Here is a 20911-nt window from a genome sequence, read left to right on the forward strand (position 1 = left end):
CAATGACCAACACCCCAATGTCCCCCGCCGAATTCGAGGCTGCCCTGCGCGCCAAAGGCGCCTATTACCACATCCATCACCCCTACCACGTGGCGATGTATGACGGTCGGGCGACCCGTGAGCAGATCCAGGGCTGGGTCGCCAACCGGTTCTACTATCAGGTGAACATTCCCCTGAAAGACGCCGCGATCCTCGCCAACTGCCCGGACCGCGAGGTCCGTCGCGAGTGGATTCAACGCCTGCTCGACCACGACGGCGCCCCCGGCGAAGACGGCGGCATCGAAGCCTGGCTGCGTCTGGGCCAGGCCGTCGGCCTCGACCCGGATCAGTTGCGCTCCCAGGAACTGGTCCTGCCCGGCGTGCGTTTCGCCGTGGATGCCTACGTCAACTTCGCCCGCCGGGCCCGTTGGCAGGAAGCCGCCAGCAGTTCGCTGACCGAACTGTTCGCACCGCAGATCCACCAATCGCGCCTGGACAGTTGGCCACAGCATTACCCGTGGATCGACCCGGCCGGCTACGAGTATTTCCGCACTCGCCTGGGCCAGGCGCGTCGCGATGTGGAACACGGTCTGGCCATCACCTTGCAGCACTACACGACGCGGGAAGGCCAGGAGCGCATGCTGGAAATTCTCCAGTTCAAACTGGACATTCTTTGGAGCATGCTCGATGCCATGAGCATGGCCTATGAACTGAAACGCCCGCCGTATCACAGCGTGACCGAACAACGGGTCTGGCACAAAGGAATCACCTTATGAGTTTCGAACGCAGCAAGACCCCGACCTGGCGTACCGGCTACCGTTTCCAGTACGAACCGGCGCAGAAAGGCCATGTGCTGCTGTACCCGGAAGGCATGATCAAACTCAATGAAAGCGCCGCGCTGATCGGCGGCTTGATCGACGGCGAACGCGATGTCGCAGCGATCATTGCCGAACTGGACAAGCAGTTCCCCGGCGTGCCCGAGCTCGGTGAAGACATCGAGCAATTCATGGAGGTCGCCCGTGCTCAGCACTGGATCGAACTTGCCTGATTCCGCGTCAGACACGTTACCGCCCAAACCGGAAATCGGCCTGCCGCTGTGGTTGTTGGCCGAGCTGACCTACCGCTGCCCGCTGCAATGCCCGTACTGCTCCAATCCGCTGGACTTCGCCGAGCAAGGCAAAGAACTGAGCACCGAGCAGTGGATCAAGGTGTTCCGCGAAGCGCGGGAGATGGGCGCGGCGCAGTTGGGCTTTTCCGGTGGTGAACCGTTGGTGCGCCAGGACCTCGCCGAGTTGATTGCCGAGGCGCGCAAGCTGGGTTTCTACACCAACCTGATCACCTCTGGCATCGGCCTGACCGAACAGAAAATCAGCGACTTCAAGAAGGCCGGCCTGGACCATATCCAGATCAGCTTTCAGGCCAGCGATGAGCAGGTGAACAACCTGCTGGCCGGCTCGAAAAAAGCCTTTGCACAGAAGCTGGAAATGGCCCGCGCGGTGAAGGCTCATGGCTATCCGATGGTGCTGAATTTCGTCACCCATCGGCACAACATCGACAAGATCGACCGCATCATCGAGCTGTGCATCGCCCTTGAGGCGGACTTCGTCGAGCTCGCCACCTGCCAGTTTTACGGTTGGGCGCAGCTCAATCGCGTCGGTCTGTTGCCGACCAAGGAACAACTGGTCCGCGCCGAACGCATCACCAACGAATACCGCGCCAAACTGGAAGCCGAAGGCCATCCATGTAAGCTGATTTTCGTCACGCCGGACTATTACGAAGAGCGCCCGAAAGCCTGCATGAATGGCTGGGGCAGCATCTTCCTGACGGTCACGCCGGACGGCACCGCCCTGCCCTGCCACGGCGCCCGGCAGATGCCGGTGCAGTTTCCCAATGTGCGCGACCACAGCATGCAGCACATCTGGTACGACTCGTTCGGCTTCAATCGCTTTCGCGGTTACGACTGGATGCCCGAACCTTGCCGTTCCTGTGACGAGAAAGAAAAGGACTTCGGCGGCTGCCGCTGCCAGGCGTTCATGCTCACGGGTGATGCGAGCAATGCCGACCCGGTGTGCAGCAAATCCGAACATCACGGCGTGATCCTCAAGGCCCGCGAAGAAGCCGAGCACGCGACCCAGACCATCGAACAACTGGCCTTTCGCAATGAACGAAACTCACGCCTCATCGCAAAAAGCTGAACCCTTCAGCGCGGCTAAAGCTGTCGCTGCCGGTGTCGATTTTGCCGAGCTGCAGGTCGGTCGCAATGGCTTGTTCTGGAACAAATACCGGCCTGAAGACGCCGCCTGCCGGATCTGGCATTGGCGCGAGGGCCAGGCACATTGCCTGACACCTGCGGGTTTCAGTGTACGCAGTCGGGTGTACGAATATGGCGGTGGCGCGTTTTGCCTGACCGATGACGGGATCGTGTTCGTCAACGAGGCGGACCAGCAGTTGTATCGGCAATCGTTAAAGGGGGAAACGCCTGAAGGACTGACCTCAGGCGGATGCCGTTTCGGTGATCTGCAATTTGCCAACGGACAGGTTTTAGCGGTTGAAGAGAACCGCGACCGGCATCGATTGGTGGCGATTGATGTGAAGGACGGCACGCGTCACCTGTTGGCAGAAGGTGCCGACTTCTATGCAGCGCCCACCTTGAGCCCAGACTCGCAACGCCTCGCGTGGATCGAGTGGAGCCGGCCGGATCAGCCCTGGACCGCGACGCGGCTGATGGTTGTCGAACGTCAGAGCGATGGAGGGTTTGCATCGCCACGCTGCGTGGCTGGCGAGGGTGTTCAGGAATCACTGCAACAACCTCGATTCGATGACAGTGGTCGACTGCTTTGTCTGACGGACCGTGGCGGTTTCTGGCAGCCATGGGTGGAGTCTTCAGCGGGTTTGAGCCCATTGCCCTGTGCCGCTGCGGATCATGGGCCGGCGCCCTGGCAACTTGGTGGTTGCACCTGGCTGCCTTTGGGTGAAGACAACTACCTGGCCAGTTGGACCGAACAGGGTTTCGGCCGCCTGGGTCTTTGCGGTGAAACCACCGAAGAGTTCACCGGTGACTACAGTCGCTTCCGCCATCTGGCACTGGATGAGCAGTTCATTTATTGCATCGCTGCATCGCCAATCAGTTCATCGGCGGTGATCGCCATCGACCGCCACAGCCGACAGGTCAAGGTACTGGCCGGCGGGATTGCCCCGTTACCCGCCGAGCTGATCAGCGTCCCGCAAACCCTGCGCTACCCGAGCGGTTCAGGTGAAGCCCACGGTTTCTACTATCCAGCAATGAACGGGGATGCAACGCCGCCGCTGGTGGTGTTCATTCACGGCGGCCCAACATCGGCGTGCTACCCGATGCTCGATCCGCGCATTCAATACTGGGCGCAACGCGGTTTTGCCGTGGCCGATCTCAACTACCGAGGCAGCAGCGGCTATGGTCGGGCTTATCGCCAGGCACTGCATTTGAGTTGGGGCGACGTCGATGTTGAAGACGCCTGTGCGGTGGTCGCCCATCTCGCCGAACGTGGATTGGTCGACGGTAGAAAGGCGTTCATCCGCGGCGGCAGCGCTGGCGGCTACACCACTCTTTGTGCGCTGGCGTTTCAGAAGGTGTTCCGCGCCGGCGCCAGTTTATACGGCGTCAGCGATCCCGTGGCATTGGGGCGTGCAACGCACAAATTCGAAGGCGATTATCTGGACTGGCTGATCGGCGATCCGGTGCTGGATGCTGAGCGCTATGCCGCGCGCACGCCGCTGCTGCATGCGAGCAACATCGGCGTGCCGGTGATTTTCTTTCAAGGGGAACTGGACGCCGTGGTCGTGCCGCAACAGACCCGTGACATGGTTACGGCGCTGCAGGACAACGGCATTCTGGTTGAAGCGCATTACTACGCAGACGAACGCCATGGCTTTCGCAAGGCGGGCAATCAGGCGCATGCGCTGGAGCAGGAGTGGTCGTTTTATCGACGGGTGATGGAGCTTGGGGACTGAAGTCTGAGATCAATCCGCAATTGTGGCGTCCCCTTCGCGAGCAGGCTCGCTCCCACAAGGATTTCTGTGCACCTATGTGTGCGAGCCTGCTCGCGAAAGCGATCTACCTGACGCCGCCAAGCTCAACGCTTGGCGATGATGTACACCGCATGCACGATCCCCGGAATATAACCGCACAACGTCAGCAGAATATTCAGCCAGAACGCGCCGGCGAATCCGACTTGCAGAAACACACCCAACGGCGGCAACAGAATGGCGATGATGATTCGAATAAAGTCCATGGGGGCAGCTCCTGATGGGAAGTGGCTCGTGTGAGCCTTACAGTTAATCGACCTGTGCCGTTCGTCAGGGTTCAGTCACTTCCCCTTTCAGCCAAGACTTCGCCGTGCTTTGCGGACAAAAAAACGCCCCACGCGAAAAGAATCAAACGTGGGGCGATGCGTTATTACCGCGAGACGGTTCTGGAATGTGCGTGGGACAGGTCTGATCAGACCGCAATCCCTTTGCGGCACTGCAATTGCGCGGTGCGTACTCGGGAGAAGGCGCGAGTCAGGCGCAGAAGCATTTCGTCAATGTTGGCATTGCTGACTGTCAGTGCGGGAGTGAAGCGCAGGCAGTCGGGTTGCGGGGCGCAGAGCAACAGGCCTTCGTACAGCGCAGCATTGACCACGGCGTCGGCCGAGTCGTCCGACAGCGTCAGTCCCCAAAGCAGCCCTTGCCCACGCAATTCGCCGTGGCCATAACGATGAGCCAGACGCCTGAGGCCTTCACTCAGGTGCTGCCCCACTTCCCGGACATGCTCAAGAAAACCCTTGTCTTGCACGCTGTCGAGTACCGCCAGCCCGGCCGCCGTCATCAGGGCATTGCCGTGATGGGTGCCGCTCAATTCGCCGATCTCGAAACAGCAGGCCTTGCCTCGCGCCAGCAACGCAGCGAGCGGCACGCCACCGCCCAGCCCTTCGCCGAGGACGACAATATCTGCCCGAACGCCGTAGGACTGTTCTGCGAGCAAGGTGCCGCAACGGCCGATACCGCTTTGTACTTCGTCGAGAATCAGCAGAATCCCCAGCTCACGACACAGGCGCTCCACACCCTTGAGGTAATGCTCGGTGGCCGGGATCACTCCCGCCGCGTTCCGGATCGGCTCAAGCATGATGGCTACGGTCCCGGCGTCGACCGCTGCATGTATTGCCGCCAGATCATTGAAGGGAACGGGGTGAAAATCCGCCAGCGTTCCGAAACGAAGGTCTGGGCAGCCGTTGCCGGCAACGATAATGCGCGAAGCCCCACCGCGATAGCGTTGGCCCCACTGACACGCCAGTTTGATCGCCGCATCACACGCTTCGCGGCCACTGTTGAGCAGGTACGCCTGATCACTGCCAGTGGCGCTGCAGAGGCGCCCGGCAAGGTTGAGCATGCCGCGATTGTGCACAGCAAAACCGGGATTGATCAGTGATTGAGCCTGTTGCGAAATCGCCTGGACCACTGCCGAAGGACTGTGCCCCAGGCTGTTGACCCCACCACCTTGCGTGAAGTCCAGGTAAGCGCGGTCATCGCTGTCCCACAACCAGGAGCCTTGGCCACGCACGAAAATCTGTTTCGGCCGCTCGACGCTGGGCATCAGGTACTCGCTGGAAAGGTTGTCGCGGTGGGATGGCTGGAAAGTGTCCGCAGCAAGGTCGTCAAGACTCGGCGGATTACGCCGCAAATTGAACAGATTCATCTGGAAAAACCTCGTTTGAGGTTTTTTGCCTTACCTATGTAAACGCCTTCGCAGCAAACGGTATTCATCGCGTTCTATGGCCCTGTAAGCCTTGTGAATGCAGTTAGACTAGGCGCTTGCACGGCGTTGAGCCATTTCGATTTCCCAGCATTTTCGATAAGTACATCTTATGGATTTCAAGCAACTGCGTTATTTCGTCGCGGTCTACGAAGAAGGCCACGTCGGCCGGGCCGCTGAGCGGCTTTCAATCTCTCAGCCGGCGTTGTCCCAGCAGATCCGCCATCTCGAACAGAACCTCGATGTGAGCCTGTTTGAGCGCAGCAGCAAACGCCTGTTGCCCACCCTGGCCGCTCACACCTTGTATAACCACGCAGTGCCACTGCTCGACGGCATGCAGCGGGCACGCGAGGCATTGGGCAACTTCAAGGGACAGGCGCTGCGCACATTGGCCATCGGCGTCCTGCAAACCGTGCACACCAGCCTGGTGCCGCAGATGCTTGAGCGGGTACGCAAGGCTCAACCGCACCTGGTGGTGCAGATCTACGAACTGACCGGGCTGGAAATCGAGCGACGACTGCTTAACGGTTCGCTGGACATCGGCATCAGCTACCTGCCGCCGCGTCAGCCAGGGTTGCATGGCGTGATGCTGTACGAAGATGAACTGACCCTGGTCATCCCCGCCGACCACCCGCTGCGCGAATTCAAGAAAGTCTCCATGAGTCAGGCCGCCGAATTACCGATGCTGTTGCTGGGAGAAGAGTTCCAGGTGCGGCAAATCTGGCAGACGCAGCTGGCCAGCCTCGGAAGGCGCCCGCAGGTACAGGCCGAACTGAACAATATGGCGGGGATTCTCGACAGCCTGCCACATACCCGGCTGGCGACTGTGCTGCCCGGGCGCTCGCAAAAGGCGCTCGGCAATAACGAACTGCTGTGGAAACCGCTGACTGAGCCGCGGGTGCCGCTGAAAGTCGGATTGGTCTGCCGGGATGTACAGCGGCAACAGACCTCGATGGCCTTGTTACGCACACTGCTGGAGGACGTGATGAACGGGCCCGATGAACGCTTGAACAGCTCGAAAATCCTCGACGGGCTGAGCTGAGCACTTTTCTGCGGGCAAAAGAAAACCCCGCCGAAGCGGGGCTTTGCAGACTGTTTCCCTGACATCCATTTCACTCCGCCGTCCTGGCAGAATCCTACGTGTCCGTGTTGTTGCTTTGCGCTTCCTGCGCGACGTCCATGTAAAGTAGATTAGCTGTGGATCCAATCTACGCCTATGGGAAAACAGCAGCACGTCATGTAAGAGAATGCTTACATAACGTCACATCTGTCAGAACTGCGCAGCATCCAGCAAAAACAGCGACTCGCTACCCGCCTTCACCGACGCGCTCAACGAGTGAATGCGTGGCAACAGACGGGCGAAATAGAAGCGCGCCGTGCCAAGCTTGCTGGCATAGAAATCATCCTGTGTTTCTTTACCCAGCGCGGCTTTGGCCATCAATGCCCACATGTAGGCGTACGCCACGTAACCGAAGGTTTGCAGGTACTCGACCGACGCCGCGCCGATTTCATTCGGGTTGTTTTTTGCGCGGTCGAGCAACCAGGCAGTCAATTCGTCGAGGGTGGTCACGGCGTCGTTCAGCGGCTTGGTGAACTCGGCCAGATCGGCGCTGGCGGTGGCTGTGAAGTGACGGATCTCGTCAGCGAACAGGTTGTAGAACGCCCCGCCGGTGCCGACGATCTTGCGCCCGACCAGGTCCAGTGCCTGAATGCCGTTGGTGCCTTCGTAAATCTGGGTGATACGCACGTCTCGCACCAGTTGCTCCTGGCCCCACTCACGGATGTAACCGTGGCCGCCAAACACCTGCTGGCCGTGGACGGTGGTTTCCAGACCGAGGTCGGTCAGGAACGCCTTGGCTACCGGGGTCAGCAGCGCCACCAGGTCTTCAGCGCGCTTGCGGGTGGCCGCGTCTTCACTGAACTTGGCGGTGTCCAGTTGCATGGCCACGTAAGTCGAGAAGGCACGGCCGCCTTCGTTCGAGGCTTTCATGGTCAGCAGCATGCGACGCACGTCCGGGTGGACGATGATCGGGTCAGCGACTTTGTCTTTGTTCTGCGCGCCAGTTGGCGAGCGACTTTGCAGACGGTCGCGGGCGTACTCGATGGCGTTCTGGTAGGAGCGCTCGCCCGTGGCCAGGCCCTGGATACCGACGCCCAGACGCTCGTAGTTCATCATGGTGAACATGGCCGCCAGGCCTTTGTTCGGCTCACCGACCAGATAGCCCACAGCTTCATCGAAGTTCATCACGCAGGTCGCGGACGCCTGGATGCCCATCTTGTGTTCGATCGAACCGCAGCTCAAAGGGTTACGCGCGCCCAGGCTGCCATCGGCATTGACCATGAACTTCGGCACCAGGAACAGCGAAATGCCTTTCGGCCCCGCGGGTGCGTCCGGCAGTTTGGCCAGCACGAGGTGGATGATGTTTTCGGTCAGGTCGTGTTCGCCGCCGGTGATGAAGATCTTGGTGCCGCTGACTTTGTAGGAACCGTCGGCCTGAGGTTCGGCCTTGGTGCGGATGATCCCCAGGTCAGTACCGGCGTGCGGCTCGGTCAGGCACATGGAACCGGCCCAGACGCCGGCGTACATGTTCGGCAGGTAAGCGGCTTTCAGCTCGTCGCTGGCGTGGGCGTTGATCGACAGGCAGGCGCCGGCGGTCAGCATCGGGTACAGGCCAAACGACAGGCTGGCGGAGTTGACCATTTCTTCGACCTGAGCCGAAACAGCCTTGGGCATGCCCATGCCGCCGTAGGTCGGATCACCGCCGACGCCAACCCAACCGCCTTCAGCGTAAGTCTGATAAGCCTGTGGGAAACCCGCCGGCGTGGTGACGGCACCGTCCGCCCAATGGCAACCTTCTTCGTCAGCGGCACGGCTCAGGGGCGCGATGCTTTTGCTGGTGACCTTGCCGGCTTCTTCAAGAATGGCTTCGACGGTTTCCGCATCGACGGTCTCGGCCAACGCGGGCAGCTCGGCCCAGAGTTTGGCAACCTCGAAAACTTCATTGAGAACGAAGCGCATATCGCGCAGGGGCGCTTTGTAGTCAGCCATGGCAAACCTCGCAAGATCTAAGCAGGTGATTCGTAGGGTGGTGCATTCGTTGGGTCCGAGTGTAACCCAACAACTTTTACGACACATAGGGTCAGCCCATGACCGTTTTGTAATGATTGGTCATTGACTATAGGGTCATAAAAAAAGCCCGCGGTTACGCGAGCTTTCTTTGTTGCTTATTTTAAAAGACTAAAGCGCAAACAACTCCGCTGGAAGCTTCATCAGGCAATCACTGCCCGCCTCGATGGCTGCCCGATGAGCGGCAGTACGCGGCAGCAAACGCTTGAAGTAAAACTCGTTGGTCGCCAGCTTGCCCTGGCAATAATCGGCATCACCGCTCCCCGCATCGAGTTGCGTCTGAGCCACCAGCGCCATGCGCAGCCACAGGTAGCCGAGGATGATGTAACCGCTGTACATCAAGTAGTCCACGGAGGCTGCGCCGACTTCGTCCGCATTCTTCATCGCGGCCATGCCGACCTGGGTGGTCAATTCGCCCCACTGCTGATTCAGCGTGTTGAGTTGCGCCACATAGCTGCCAAGCTGCGGGTGCCCGGCGTTCGCCGCGCAGAACTTATGGACGATTTTGGTGAAGCCATGCAGCAGCTTGCCCTGACTGCCGAGCACTTTGCGCCCGAGCAAATCCAGCGCCTGGATACCGTTGGTGCCTTCGTAGATCGGTGCAATCCGGCAGTCACGAACCAACTGCTCCATCCCCCATTCACGAATGAACCCGTGCCCGCCAAACACCTGCATGCCATGGTTGGTCACTTCCAGCCCGGTATCGGTCATGAAGGCTTTGCAGATCGGTGTCAGGAAGGCCAGCAGGTCTTCGGCGTCCTGGCGAGCGCTTTCATCCGTGCTCAGGTGCGCCACATCCAGCAACTGCGCGGTGAAGTACGTCAGTGCGCGGTTGCCTTCGTTGAAGGCTTTCATGGTGAGCAACATCCGACGCACGTCCGGGTGGACGATGATCGGGTCGGCGGCTTTCTCCGGTGCTTTCGGGCCGGTCAGGGAGCGCATTTGCAGGCGGTCGTTGGCGTATTTGATCGCGCCCTGAAAGCTCGCTTCACCCAGACACAAACCCTGCATCCCGGTGCCGAGGCGTGCGTGGTTCATCATGGTGAACATGCAGTTCAGGCCTTTATTCGGCTCCCCGATCAAGAAACCCTTGGCGCCATCGAAGTTCAGGACGCACGTCGCCGAAGCCTTGATGCCCATCTTGTGTTCGATCGAACCGCAGGAAACGCCATTGCGCTCGCCCGCCTCACCCTCGGCATCGGGCAGGAATTTAGGCACGATAAACAGCGAGATGCCGCGGGTGCCCGCCGGCGCGTCCGGCAGTTTCGCCAGCACCAGGTGAATGATGTTGTCGCTCATGTCGTGCTCACCGGCCGAGATGAAAATCTTGCTGCCGGAGATCGCGTAGCTGCCATCGGCTGAAGGCACGGCGCGCGTCTTGATGATGCCCAGGTCGGTGCCGCAATGGGCTTCGGTCAGGCACATGGTGCCGGTCCATTGGCCGGCGGTGAGTTTGCTCAGGTAGGTGTTTTTCTGTTCTTCAGTGCCGTGGGCGTGGATCGCCGACATCGCGCCGTGGGTCAGGCCGGGGTACATGCCCCACGAAGTGTTGCTGGAACCGACCATTTCGCTGATCACCAGGCCCAACGAACTCGGCAAGCCCTGACCGCCGTACGCAGGGTCCGCCGCCAGACCATGCCAGCCGCCCTCGACGTATTGTGCGAAAGCCTGCTTGAAGCCTGTAGGCGTTGTCACCACGCCGTTGTCGAAATGGCAGCCCTCTTCGTCACCGCTGCGATTCAACGGGGCCAGAACGTTCTCACAGAACTTCGCGCCTTCTTCGAGGATCGCGTTGATCATGTCCGGGCTAGCCTCGGTGGCGCCCAGCGCAGCGTAGTTGCTGTGGAAGTCGAAGACGTGGTCGATCAGAAAGCGCATGTCGCGCAAGGGGGCTTTGTACTCGGGCATGGTCGTTTCTCCGTCAGCAGATCGTTCAAACCTACTGCCGCCCACCACGCCTCACAATCACAGTCCAGACGCTGAATGCGCCATCATCACTCAACCCGCAGCGGCATCCATTCGCACGGCGCCACGACGGGTCTGACCGAATGCCACCACGCAATTTCGCCCGGCGCCCTTGGCGCTGTAAAGCGCTTCGTCCGCCGACTTGAGCACCTTCTCGGGGGTGCGCTGCTCGACGCGTTCGGCGACACCGATGCTGACCGTGACCGACACACTTGAAGCCCCCGGGCCCGAGCGACGCTGACGACCTTGCTGGTCGTCCTGGGGCCGGTTGTCCTGATTGCGCAGTTGAATATTGTAGGTCGCGATGGATTCGCGGATGACTTCCAGGTGCGGCATGCACTCTTCGAGCGTCTTGCCTGCGAACACCAGCGCAAATTCTTCACCGCCGTAGCGATAGGCCCTACCGCCGCCGCCGATTTTCGACAGTTTGCTGGCGACCAGTCGCAGCACTTGGTCGCCGACATCGTGACCGTGAGTGTCGTTGAATTTCTTGAAGTGATCGACGTCGCTCATGGCCAGCACGTAATTCCGCCCCAGGCGCTGCATCCGCTCGTTCAAGGCGCGCCGTCCTGGCAGACCGGTGAGTTCGTCGCGGAAGGCCATTTGGTAGGCCTCATGGGCGACCGCCGCGGCAATCATCAGCATCACCTGACTGCACATGATGTTGAGGGTAAACGGAAGAATGAAGGTTTTGGGCAGCGCCCAGAACAACCCGAGCAAACCCACCAGTTGAGCGGCATGCAACGGTCGCGGGTTGCGCCAGTATTGCCAGCTCAGCAACAGGAACGACGCGAGGAACACCGGATAAGACAGCTGGATCAGGCTCATCCAGGCGCCATGCAGCGCTGGCCAGCGGATTTCCGACAGCCACATCAGCAAGGCCTGTGGGTAACTTTGCTCCAGCCCCAACGCAACACTGCCGACAGCCAGCAATACCGCGAAGCGCGCCACCATGTCTTGAAACAGGTGTGTGCGTTCCTGCCAGGCCGCGAACACGCCGAACAACAGCGGCAGCAACAGGCAACACAGATGGAAAACCACGGCGGCGTCGTCGCGGACTTTGCCGTTGTCGCGGTAATAGTCGGTCTGGGTATCGAGCAAAAAGTAGGCGATGTACACCGTGACCATCAGAAACAGCTCGCGCTGACGTCGGTAAACCGCGCAATACGCACCACCGAGCAACAGCACCAACGTCGGCAGGACGTTGAACAGCGAGGTGAAGAATACGTTCAGTTCCTTGATGTAGGCAGCCGCAAGCCCCGCAAGTAAAAGCAGTAACGACGGTAGGAAATGGCTGAAACGCACAGCGGAAGAACGCGGCAAGGGTAAAGCTCCGACCGTCACGACAATAGATGGCATTGTGCCCACCTACTGTAACGGCAGAAACGTCGACTTACTGAGCGAAATGTCAGGTTTTTTTAGCGGGTGTGTGACTGGCCACAAATAGCGCGGCCAGTCACCTCAGTCCATCAGAGATCGTTATAGAACGGCAGCAGTGGCCCTTCCGTAGCCGGGCGCCCTTCCGCACCGACCGGTTTGAGTGTAATCAGCGCATCTGCCGCTTGTCGGGTAGTGATTTTTGGACTGACGGGCTTCAACGTCACGGCGTTTTCATCACCGATCTGGCCTTGTGGAATGACCAGCGACGGATGATCGAAAGGCGCCTGTTCCCACGCCACACGCGGATCGGTCAGGCCGACTTCCATGAACTTGACCAGTGCATCCACTTCATCTGGCGTCAGGTTCAGGGCGGTCATGTCCGGATCAAGGTTGGAGGTGTTGTGCTGATTCACGCTCGGATGATCAAAGCCGCTGGTGTTGTTCGCTTCCGAGCCGCGCCGGTCGCCACCGCGGTTGTAGAACTCGACGACCTGCTTGAGCGTCGAGCGGCTGCCATTGTGGAAGTACGGCCCGGTCAGCGCGATGTTGCGCAACGTCGGGGTTTTGAAGGCACCATCCACCGCATCGTGGAAGCCGACATTGGGTTTGAGCGTCGAATCGCAAGGTAATCCCGCACTCAGCAGCGCTTCGAAAGTGCACACGTCCACGTCCAGTGGATCCGGCACATTAATGCCCTGCAACTGGGTGTTGTATTCGCGAGTGAACGACAGCGGGTTGCCCCATGCGTCGGATCCGCCGAGCCCCAGGTCTTCCGAGGTCGGGCGCACACCGGTGTTGTAGAAGCCGTTGTCGTACAGCGCAGTGAGGTTGTCAGCCATCAGCATCCGTTCGATCCGCTCACGGGGATGGAACAGCAAGCGGCTGGCAGCGTTGGTCAGCTCTGCACCGCCGTGACAATTGACGCACTTGCCTTTGCCAAGGAACAGGTTCATCCCCTCGACCTGCTGCGCATTCAGCGCCTGCTGATTGCCTTGCAAGTAAGCATCCACGGGAGCCTGGTCGGAGATCAGGGTGGATTCGTACAGTTGAATCGCCAGTCCGAAAAACAGCGGGAAGTTGGCCTCCATCTGAGTGTACGGCGCGCCGCCGAGCGAAACCTGTTGTGTGGCGTTCCACAGCCGAGGCTGGAAAGCGGCCTTGATCAATTCTCTGTAGGTAGGGCGGCGAGCACCGGAAACCGGGCCGAGCACAGAGTCGGTGGATGAAATCCGCTGCTGCTTGAGCATCAGCGTGTCGAGCATGCGTCGGCCAATGTCGGCGAAGGTGCGCCCGCCGCAGGACATCTCCACAGGGCTGCCCGGTGGACCGACGGCCTGCGAGGCGGCAGAGGCATCGTTGAGAGCCAGCCGAACTTTGGTGGCCACCCCGCTGCGATCGCTGGTGACGAAAATCCCGGCATCAGGGTCGCGATTACCGAACGGCGAAAAGCCGTTGAACACGTTGTTAGCCCGACCGTCCCAGAAGTTGCGCACGTTGAACGCGGCGTTGATCACCGTCGGGGCATTGCGTCCGGTGCTGCGCCGCACATTGATACCGCCGACCTGGAACACGCCGTCCGGTTGCTGTGTGCATTTGTCGAAGCGCGGTTGATTCGGTTTGACGAAGTTGGCGTCGAACACCCCTTGCGAGCCGACCACATCGTCGGTCGAATAGACAATCGGCGAGTTGCGATCCAGCGGATCGGCCAACACGTGGGTCGGAAAGTCGTTTTTCTTCAGCGTGTAGTTCGGGCCGCCCTTGCCGGCGGACAGGGTCGCGTAAGAAGGGACGTCGCCAGGAATATCGGAGGCTACAAACGGTTTGTTGAAGATCGACGATACGTTGGCATGGGTGCTGGCCTGGCCCGGGTTGATCTGATTGGTGATCCGGTGATCGACACCCGCATGAAAGTGGCAGGAGGCACACGCCGTCGAACCGTCACTGCCGATCTCCATGTCCCAGAACAGCGCCTTGCCCAGGAGAATCGCCGCCGAGCGATTGAGCACGTAATCAGTCATGAGGTCGACTTTGCGCCCGCCTTCGGTGCCGGAAGGATCAGGGGGTGTCATGCCGTGCAGCGTCTGCAGGGAAGGGACTTCGGGCACGGGCAGATCAACTTCCGCCGCCGTCGCCGCGAAAGCATTTTTGGCGGACAGACTGATAATCAGCAGCCCACAGACGATCACGCAGGGCAGACGGACAGATCGAACAAACAGGCTCAAGTTCACCATGATGACACCCCGATTCAGTGATGGAGTTGCCGGGCATGAGGCGTCACTCAACTGGCAAAGTTAGACTTTGTCGTTGCCAAAGTTGAAACGCTATGGGAGGCACCGTGGCAGGCGCTTAATTGAACTGTAGCTGTTACAAAAGATTTCAACAGTAGAAGCACGAATTAATTTTGAACTTTTATACAGGCCTCAACTTTGGTCAAAGCCCCCCCCCATTGCGGGGAAAATCCCCCAACCACAGTGGGCCTCACCGCCAAAACCCACGTGCCTGCAGACCTTCAACCTTGGCCTTGTAGTTGCAACACAAGTTGGTTTACTTATTTGAAACTGAAAACAATTGCGCCCTGCTAGCAAACTAGACACAAAGGTTAAGTTGCACTATTCGCGATCGCCTACTGTTTACCCAACGCAAAAAAAACCGCCACTCCCGAAGGAGTAGCGGTTTTTTTGAAGCAACTGCGTTAAGGCTTAGTAGCCCAGGTCGAAGTTCTCTTCTTTCATGTCCATCAGGTTGTTGGCGCCCGACAGCATGGTTGCAACGTGAGTGCGGGTACGCGGCAGGATGCGCTGGAAGTAGAAGCGCGCAGTCTGCAGCTTGGCGGTGTAGAACGCCGCTTCGGAAGTGCCGGCAGCCAGTTTCTCGGCAGCCAGACGCGCCATGTCAGCCCAGAAGTAGGCCAGGCAGGCGTAACCGGAGTACATCAGGTAGTCCACGGAGGCCGCGCCCACTTCTTCGCGATCCTTCATGGCAGCCATACCGACCTTCATGGTCAGCTCGCCCCATTCTTTGTTCAGTGCAGCCAGCGGTGCGACGAATTCCTGAACGGCTTCGTTGCCTTCGTTGGTCTGGCAGAACTTGTGGACGATCTTGGTGAAGCCTTTCAGGGCCTCGCCTTGGGTCATCAGCACTTTACGGCCCAGCAGGTCGAGAGCCTGGATACCGGTGGTGCCTTCGTACAGCATCGAAATGCGGCTGTCGCGAACGTTCTGCTCCATGCCCCACTCGGCGATGAAGCCGTGGCCGCCGTAGATTTGTACACCGTGGTTGGCCGATTCGAAACCGACTTCAGTCATGAAGGCTTTGGCGATTGGCGTCATGAAGGCCAGCAGTGCGTCGGCTTTCTTCTTCTCTTCTTCGTCCACGCCGTATTTGACGATGTCGACCTGTTTGGCGGTGAAGTACACCATCGCACGGTTGCCTTCGGCGAATGCCTTCATGGTCAACAGCATGCGACGTACGTCTGGGTGAACGATGATCGGGTCGGCGGCTTTTTCCGGCGCTTTCGGGCCAGTCAGCGAACGCATTTGCAGGCGATCACGCGCATATTTCAGGCCGCCCTGGAAACCGATCTCGGCGTGCGCCAGTCCTTGCAGTGCGGTGCCCAGACGTGCGGTGTTCATAAAGGTGAACATGCAGTTCAAGCCTTTGTTCGCCGGGCCGATCAGGAAACCGGTAGCCGCGTCGAAGTTCATCACGCAGGTGGCGTTGCCGTGGATGCCCATCTTGTGTTCCAGGGAACCACAGCTCACCGCGTTGCGTGCGCCGATTGAACCGTCCGCGTTCGGCATGAACTTCGGCACAATGAACAGCGAAATGCCTTTGGTGCCAGCCGGTGCGTCCGGCAGGCGGGCCAGTACGATGTGGACGATGTTATCGGCCATGTCGTGTTCACCGGCCGAGATGAAGATCTTGGTGCCGGAGACTTTGTAGGAACCGTCGGCCTGAGGTTCGGCCTTGGTGCGCAACATGCCCAGGTCGGTCCCGCAGTGCGGTTCGGTCAGGCACATGGTGCCGGTCCACTCGCCCGATACCAGTTTGGTCAGGTAAGCGTCTTGTTGCTCAGGCGTGCCGTGTTCGGAAATGGTGTTCATTGCGCCATGGGACAGGCCTGGGTACATGCCCCACGACCAGTTGGCCTCGCCAACCATTTCGCTGACAGCCAGCCCCAGAGACTCCGGCAGGCCTTGGCCACCGTGCTCTACATCGTGCGCCAGGCTAGGCCAGCCGCCTTCGACGAATTGCTTGTAGGCTTCTTTGAAACCCGTCGGGGTTTTAACGCCGGACTCGCTCCAGGTGCAGCCTTCGGTGTCACCCACGCGGTTCAGCGGAGCCAGTACCTGCTCACAAAACTTGGCGCCTTCCTCAAGAATGGCGTCAACCATGTCCGGAGTTGCGTCCGCACAAGCCGGAAGGCTCTGATAGTGCGCTTCGTAGCCGAGCAGTTCGTCACGAACGAAGCGAATATCACGCAAGGGGGCCTTGTAGTCAGGCATAGCGATAAACCTCTGCTGATGTAACCGGGAATGAACGACCGCGTTGATTTGTTGTGGCGGTCAAACAGTTGTTTGAAACATACGTTTACGCCCAAATCTTGTCAAGCATCGATCTTTGACCGTTTGTCATCGACTCGTCGATCTGCCGGACACGCAGCAGCGCACCACCGTTGCTCAAGCAAAGGTGCCGTGTAGAAAAGATTAGTTGAGGGAGAAGGACTTACGCAGAAAAACGCCGCGAAAAATCGCGGCGTTCGGAAAGCGGATTCAGCGAGGGATCACGCGAATGTATCGATCAACGTACCGAGCATTTCGTCTGAAGCCTTGGCGACTTTAGCGCCCGCTTCCAATTGAGATTTGCCTTGGGCCATCTCGATGACATTACTGGTCAGGTCGGATCGCTGACTGCGATCAACCGAACGCAGGCGATCCACCTGAACTTCGGAAGACTGGCTGGTCACCGACCGTTCGATGGTATTGCTGGCGATCTGTCCGGCCGCTTGATCGACGCGGTTCTGCCCTGTCTGAATGGTGCTCAGACCCGCATAAAAAGCAGTGTTACCTGAAATCTGCATGGGAGAACTCGTCCGGCAAGAGGATCAATAGCGGGCATTGAATCAGACATGATGGCAAAGCGCCCGACAAAAACACTAATGGCACAGTGCCTTGTGATAGCTAAAACCTAGTCCAGCAAATCCAGCTGCAAATGCTCCGCCACGGATTCAGCGGTGACCGCCTTGAGTTTCGGCACCCGCCCAAGGCATGGCGCGGGGATTCGCTCGGCGAGTGTCGCGAGGTTCTCCTCCAGCCGCGAGGTTTTGGGATCAATGATATTGGCCACCCAACCCGCCAGCTGCAATCCATCCTGGGCAATCGCCTCGGCCGTCAGCAGCGCGTGATTGATGCAACCCAGGCGAACGCCGACCACCAGAATGACCGGCAAACCCAGCGCCATCGCCAGATCGGACAGATTGTCCTGATCCGCCAACGGCACACGCCAGCCGCCCGCCCCTTCAATCAGGGTGAAATCCGCCTGCATGTCGAGAATCTCGCGCATGGGCGTCAACAGCGATTGCACCGTCAGCGCCACGCCAGCTTCCCGCGCGGCCAGGTGCGGCGCGATGGCTGGCTCGAACGCCACCGGGTTGACCTGTGCATACGTCAACGGCAACGAGCACTCGGCCAACAGCGCCAGCGCATCGGCGTTGCGTAACCCCTTGGACGTCACATCGCAGCCCGAGGCAACCGGCTTGCCGGCCGCCGTGCTCAAGCCTGCCGACCGCGCGGCATGCAACAAGCCGGCGGCCACGGTGGTCTTGCCGACATCGGTGTCAGTGCCGGTGATGAAATAGGCTGCGCTCATAAAGGCTTCTCCAACACGGCATAGACCACCTGATAAGTCGCCGGCAAACCTTCGGCCTGACGAAACTGCTCATACGCCTCGATCAAACCGAGGATCCGCGCCCGGCCAGTCAAACCACCCGGCCGCCCAGGGTTCAGGTTGTGCGCACCCAATGCCTTGAGTTCATGGGTCAGGCTGCGTACATCCGGGTAATGCAACACATGAGGTCGGGTTTGCAGGCTGACTGTTTTCAAGCCGCTGGCCGCACACAGTTGCTGATAAACACCCAACTCGCGGAAGCGGTTGACGTGGACCATGCCATCGACCTGACGCCAACTGTCACGCAGCTCAAACAACGTCCCTACACAAAGACTAGCAAACGCGAAAATCCCGCCCGGTTTCAGCACACGCTGCGCTTCGCTCAGCACCGAGCCGAAGTCCGCGCACCATTGCACCGCAAGGCTGGAGAAGATCAGGTCACAGGTCGAATCCTGCAGCGGCAAGCGTTCCGCATCACCTGCGATGAAGTGGGAGGCTCCCCCCAACGGCCGGGCGTGATTGAGCATGCCTTCGGCGATGTCGAGGGCGACGCCGTGACCGGCCGGAAAACGCTCACCCAGCGCCCGACTGAAATACCCGGTGCCGCAGCCCAGGTCGAGCCAGCGACCCGGGGCAAAATCCGCGGGCAAGCGACTCAACAACTGGCTGCCAACATCACGTTGCAACTGCGCCACGCTGTCATAACTCGCCGCGGCGCGGGAAAAAGAGGTCGCCACCTGACGCTTGTCGGGCAAACCGCCGGACAGGTTGTGAAGGGATAAATCAGTCATCACCGGACTCATGCAAAAAGGCCTGAATCGCCCCCGCCACACCGTGGGGGTCTTCCAGAAGAAACGCGTGGCCGGCCTGTTCAATCAGACCGATTTCGACATCCGGCAGCAGTGCCAGCAAGTCCCCCGCCGCTTCGGCCGGGACCAGGCCGTCGAGGCCGGCGAACAAGTGCAGTTGCGGGCCGCGAAACGCCTGCAAAGCTTGACGGGTATCCAATTGTGCGAGGACTTCCAGACCACTCATCAATATCGATGCAGAAGCGTTGGGCGCGCCACCGAGCAACAACCGCGAAAGGCCACGCGGGTCTTCGGCGCCCTGTGCGCACAGCAACGAAAAGCGCTTCAACGTCATACGCGGGTCGGCCTTGCAGCCAGCCAGGAATGCATCGAACGTTTCACCCGGCATTGCGCTCGGCCATTGCTCGTGGGCGACAAACGAAGGATTACTCGCCAGGGTCAGCAAGCCGCAGCAACGATCACCACGACGTGCCGCCAATTCGGCCGCCAGCATGCCGCCCAAGGACCAGCCGCCGAGCCAGGCATCCTGCGGCACCGTCGCATCGAGTTCATCGAGCCACTCTTCCAGATCGCTCGACTCCAGTTCCGGCAGCGGCTCGATCTCGACGCGCAGGTGTTCATCCAGCCCCTGCAAGGCCGCCGCCAACGGTTCCAGTGGTGAAATCCCGAGACCCCAACCGGGCAACAGAATCAATCGATCACGCATGGCTTGGCTCCGGTTTCAGCTGGGCAAAACAATCGGCCAGTCCTTCTAACAATAGTTGCACCTGGGCCTCGCTATGCGCGGCGGTCAGCGTCACCCGCAAGCGGGCGCTGCCGGTTGGCACGGTGGGCGGACGGATCGCCGTCACCATCAAGCCGCGCTCACGCAACATCTGCGACAGTCGAACCGCACGCCCGGCATCGCCGATCATGATCGGCTGGATCGGCGTGAAGCTGTCCATCAGCTCCAGGCCGATTTGCTCGGCGCCTTGGCGGAACTGGCGGATCAACGTCTTCAGATGCTCACGTCGCCAATGTTCGGTGCGCAGCAGTTCGAGGCTTTTCAGTGTCGCGCAAGCCAGCGCCGGGGGCTGGCTGGTGGTGTAAATGTAGGGTCGGGCGAACTGGATCAGGCTTTCGATCAACTCTTCGCTGCCCGCGACAAAAGCCCCGGCGGTACCGAACGCCTTGCCCAGCGTACCGACCAACACCGGTACGTCTTCCTGGTTGAGACCGAAATGCTCGACGATCCCTCCGCCATTGGCACCCAACGGACCAAACCCGTGAGCGTCATCGACCATCAGCCAGGCACCTTTGGCCTTGGCTTCGCCCGCCAGTGCCGGCAGGTCGGCAATGTCGCCGTCCATGCTGAACACGCCGTCGGTGACCACCAGCGTATTGCCGGTGGCTTTCTCCAGGCGTTTGGCCAGGCTGACCGCGTCGTTGTGCAGGTAGCGGTTGAAGCGCGCGCCGGACAGCAGACCGGCATCCAGTAACGAAGCATGATTGAGCCGGTCTTCGAGCACCGTATCGCCCTGCCCGACCAGCGCGGTGACCGCGCCGAGATTGGCCATGTAACCGGTGGTGAACAGCAACGCACGCGGGCGCCCGGTCAGGTCAGCCAGGGCTTCTTCCAGTTCATGATGCGGGGTGCTGTGACCGATGACCAAGTGCGACGCCCCGCCACCCACACCCCAGCGAGCCGCACCGGCACGCCAGGCTTCGATCACTTGCGGGTGATTGGCCAGGCCCAGGTAATCGTTGTTGCAGAACGCGAGCAATGGTTGGCCATCGACCACCACTTCAGGGCCTTGAGGGCTGTCGAGCAGCGGGCGTTGCCGGTAGAGGTTTTCGGCACGGCGGGCAGCAAGGCGTGCGGCGAGATCGAAAGACATGCAGGCCTCGGGCGGTCAGAATTCAGAAGCTATCGCAGTACCTTGTAGGAGCGAGCCTGCTCGCGATGGGGTCATAACATTCAACACTGATGCTGGTTGTTACATCGCAATCGCGAGCCGG

At 59.9% G+C, this 20911-nt stretch carries 17 protein-coding genes; 5 read left to right on the plus strand and 12 right to left on the minus strand.

Translation table 11 applies throughout. The features are described from left to right. Nucleotides 1-2 precede the first annotated feature (2 nt). From pqqC to J2X66_RS04850, 4 genes are read left to right on the plus strand one after another with little or no spacing between them, the layout of a single operon-like run. Nucleotides 3-755: a pyrroloquinoline-quinone synthase PqqC gene (pqqC, locus tag J2X66_RS04835; protein WP_310261595.1), complete on the plus strand. Its 753-nt coding sequence runs from the start codon at nt 3-5 to the stop codon at nt 753-755. Continuing rightward, entirely contained in the window at nt 752-1027 is a 276-nt protein-coding gene (pqqD, locus tag J2X66_RS04840) for a pyrroloquinoline quinone biosynthesis peptide chaperone PqqD (RefSeq protein WP_310261598.1), read from the plus strand. The genes pqqC and pqqD overlap by 4 nt, the downstream gene beginning before the upstream one ends. Next, the gene (pqqE, locus tag J2X66_RS04845; RefSeq protein WP_310261600.1) at nt 1020-2174 is read left to right on the plus strand and encodes a pyrroloquinoline quinone biosynthesis protein PqqE; all 1155 of its coding nucleotides are present in this window, start codon (nt 1020-1022) and stop codon (nt 2172-2174) included. Before pqqD ends, pqqE begins: the two co-directional genes overlap by 8 nt. Further along, on the plus strand, nt 2140-3966 hold the full coding sequence (locus J2X66_RS04850) for a S9 family peptidase (protein WP_310261603.1): 1827 nt from the start codon (nt 2140-2142) through the stop codon (nt 3964-3966). The genes pqqE and J2X66_RS04850 overlap by 35 nt, the downstream gene beginning before the upstream one ends. A 122-nt stretch (nt 3967-4088) precedes the next feature. Here the strand turns inward: J2X66_RS04850 and J2X66_RS04855 are convergent, their stop codons facing one another. Both J2X66_RS04855 and J2X66_RS04860 read right to left on the minus strand, forming a co-directional pair. Next, a complete protein-coding gene (locus tag J2X66_RS04855) occupies nt 4089-4247 on the minus strand; it encodes a YqaE/Pmp3 family membrane protein (RefSeq protein ID WP_007904205.1) in 159 nt (52 codons plus the stop codon). A 206-nt stretch (nt 4248-4453) separates the two neighbouring features. Further along, nucleotides 4454-5689: an aminotransferase class III-fold pyridoxal phosphate-dependent enzyme gene (locus tag J2X66_RS04860; protein ID WP_310261609.1), complete on the minus strand. Its 1236-nt coding sequence runs from the start codon at nt 5687-5689 to the stop codon at nt 4454-4456. Nucleotides 5690-5858: 169 nt separating this feature from the next. Between J2X66_RS04860 and J2X66_RS04865 the strand changes: the two genes are divergently transcribed. Next, nucleotides 5859-6788, plus strand: coding sequence for a LysR family transcriptional regulator (locus J2X66_RS04865; RefSeq protein WP_310261611.1), 930 nt, complete (start codon nt 5859-5861; stop codon nt 6786-6788). Nucleotides 6789-7016: 228 nt separating this feature from the next. Here J2X66_RS04865 and J2X66_RS04870 read toward each other — a convergent pair whose 3' ends face one another. The 10 genes from J2X66_RS04870 to bioF all read right to left on the minus strand — a co-directional run bounded on the left by J2X66_RS04870 (nt 7017) and on the right by bioF (nt 20790). After that, nucleotides 7017-8795 (minus strand): acyl-CoA dehydrogenase C-terminal domain-containing protein, encoded by a 1779-nt coding sequence (locus tag J2X66_RS04870; RefSeq protein ID WP_310261614.1) that lies wholly within the window; start codon nt 8793-8795, stop codon nt 7017-7019. A gap of 189 nt (nt 8796-8984) precedes the next feature. Next, on the minus strand, nt 8985-10781 hold the full coding sequence (locus J2X66_RS04875) for an acyl-CoA dehydrogenase C-terminal domain-containing protein (RefSeq protein WP_310261616.1): 1797 nt from the start codon (nt 10779-10781) through the stop codon (nt 8985-8987). A gap of 90 nt (nt 10782-10871) precedes the next feature. Continuing rightward, a complete protein-coding gene (locus tag J2X66_RS04880; RefSeq protein ID WP_310261619.1) occupies nt 10872-12161 on the minus strand; it encodes a GGDEF domain-containing protein in 1290 nt (429 codons plus the stop codon). A 146-nt stretch (nt 12162-12307) separates the two neighbouring features. After that, nucleotides 12308-14449 (minus strand): cytochrome-c peroxidase, encoded by a 2142-nt coding sequence (locus J2X66_RS04885; RefSeq protein ID WP_405046762.1) that lies wholly within the window; start codon nt 14447-14449, stop codon nt 12308-12310. Nucleotides 14450-14917: 468 nt separating this feature from the next. Continuing rightward, nucleotides 14918-16723 (minus strand): phenylacyl-CoA dehydrogenase, encoded by a 1806-nt coding sequence (locus J2X66_RS04890; RefSeq protein WP_310261621.1) that lies wholly within the window; start codon nt 16721-16723, stop codon nt 14918-14920. Nucleotides 16724-17001: 278 nt separating this feature from the next. Continuing rightward, entirely contained in the window at nt 17002-17298 is a 297-nt protein-coding gene (locus tag J2X66_RS04895; protein WP_310261625.1) for a pyrroloquinoline quinone biosynthesis protein PqqE, read from the minus strand. 107 nt (nt 17299-17405) lie between these two features. Next, a complete protein-coding gene (bioD, locus tag J2X66_RS04900; protein WP_310261628.1) occupies nt 17406-18086 on the minus strand; it encodes a dethiobiotin synthase in 681 nt (226 codons plus the stop codon). Next, nucleotides 18083-18895, minus strand: coding sequence for a malonyl-ACP O-methyltransferase BioC (gene bioC / locus J2X66_RS04905; protein ID WP_310261630.1), 813 nt, complete (start codon nt 18893-18895; stop codon nt 18083-18085). Before bioC ends, bioD begins: the two co-directional genes overlap by 4 nt. Next, on the minus strand, nt 18888-19619 hold the full coding sequence (locus J2X66_RS04910) for an alpha/beta fold hydrolase (RefSeq protein WP_310261632.1): 732 nt from the start codon (nt 19617-19619) through the stop codon (nt 18888-18890). The genes bioC and J2X66_RS04910 overlap by 8 nt, the downstream gene beginning before the upstream one ends. Then, nucleotides 19612-20790: an 8-amino-7-oxononanoate synthase gene (gene bioF, locus J2X66_RS04915; protein ID WP_310261635.1), complete on the minus strand. Its 1179-nt coding sequence runs from the start codon at nt 20788-20790 to the stop codon at nt 19612-19614. Before bioF ends, J2X66_RS04910 begins: the two co-directional genes overlap by 8 nt. Nucleotides 20791-20911 lie beyond the last annotated feature (121 nt).

Source organism: Pseudomonas sp. 3296 (genome assembly GCF_031456615.1).
In the GTDB taxonomy this organism is placed as follows: Bacteria; Pseudomonadota; Gammaproteobacteria; order Pseudomonadales; family Pseudomonadaceae; genus Aquipseudomonas; species Aquipseudomonas mucoides.

What these genes read in the sequence shown, in the direction of transcription:
- J2X66_RS04890 (WP_310261621.1), bottom strand. Translation starts at nt 16,723, where the DNA reads ATGCCTGACTACAAGGCCCCCTTGCGTGATATTCGCTTCGTTCGTGAC.
- J2X66_RS04885 (WP_405046762.1), bottom strand. Translation starts at nt 14,449, where the DNA reads ATGGTGAACTTGAGCCTGTTTGTTCGATCTGTCCGTCTGCCCTGCGTG.
- J2X66_RS04855 (WP_007904205.1), bottom strand. Translation starts at nt 4,247, where the DNA reads ATGGACTTTATTCGAATCATCATCGCCATTCTGTTGCCGCCGTTGGGT.
- J2X66_RS04860 (WP_310261609.1), bottom strand. Translation starts at nt 5,689, where the DNA reads ATGAATCTGTTCAATTTGCGGCGTAATCCGCCGAGTCTTGACGACCTT.
- bioC (WP_310261630.1), bottom strand. Translation starts at nt 18,895, where the DNA reads ATGACTGATTTATCCCTTCACAACCTGTCCGGCGGTTTGCCCGACAAG.
- J2X66_RS04895 (WP_310261625.1), bottom strand. Translation starts at nt 17,298, where the DNA reads ATGCAGATTTCAGGTAACACTGCTTTTTATGCGGGTCTGAGCACCATT.
- J2X66_RS04910 (WP_310261632.1), bottom strand. Translation starts at nt 19,619, where the DNA reads ATGCGTGATCGATTGATTCTGTTGCCCGGTTGGGGTCTCGGGATTTCA.
- pqqD (WP_310261598.1), top strand. Translation starts at nt 752, where the DNA reads ATGAGTTTCGAACGCAGCAAGACCCCGACCTGGCGTACCGGCTACCGT.
- bioD (WP_310261628.1), bottom strand. Translation starts at nt 18,086, where the DNA reads ATGAGCGCAGCCTATTTCATCACCGGCACTGACACCGATGTCGGCAAG.
- J2X66_RS04865 (WP_310261611.1), top strand. Translation starts at nt 5,859, where the DNA reads ATGGATTTCAAGCAACTGCGTTATTTCGTCGCGGTCTACGAAGAAGGC.
- pqqC (WP_310261595.1), top strand. Translation starts at nt 3, where the DNA reads ATGACCAACACCCCAATGTCCCCCGCCGAATTCGAGGCTGCCCTGCGC.
- J2X66_RS04870 (WP_310261614.1), bottom strand. Translation starts at nt 8,795, where the DNA reads ATGGCTGACTACAAAGCGCCCCTGCGCGATATGCGCTTCGTTCTCAAT.
- bioF (WP_310261635.1), bottom strand. Translation starts at nt 20,790, where the DNA reads ATGTCTTTCGATCTCGCCGCACGCCTTGCTGCCCGCCGTGCCGAAAAC.
- J2X66_RS04850 (WP_310261603.1), top strand. Translation starts at nt 2,140, where the DNA reads ATGAACGAAACTCACGCCTCATCGCAAAAAGCTGAACCCTTCAGCGCG.
- J2X66_RS04875 (WP_310261616.1), bottom strand. Translation starts at nt 10,781, where the DNA reads ATGCCCGAGTACAAAGCCCCCTTGCGCGACATGCGCTTTCTGATCGAC.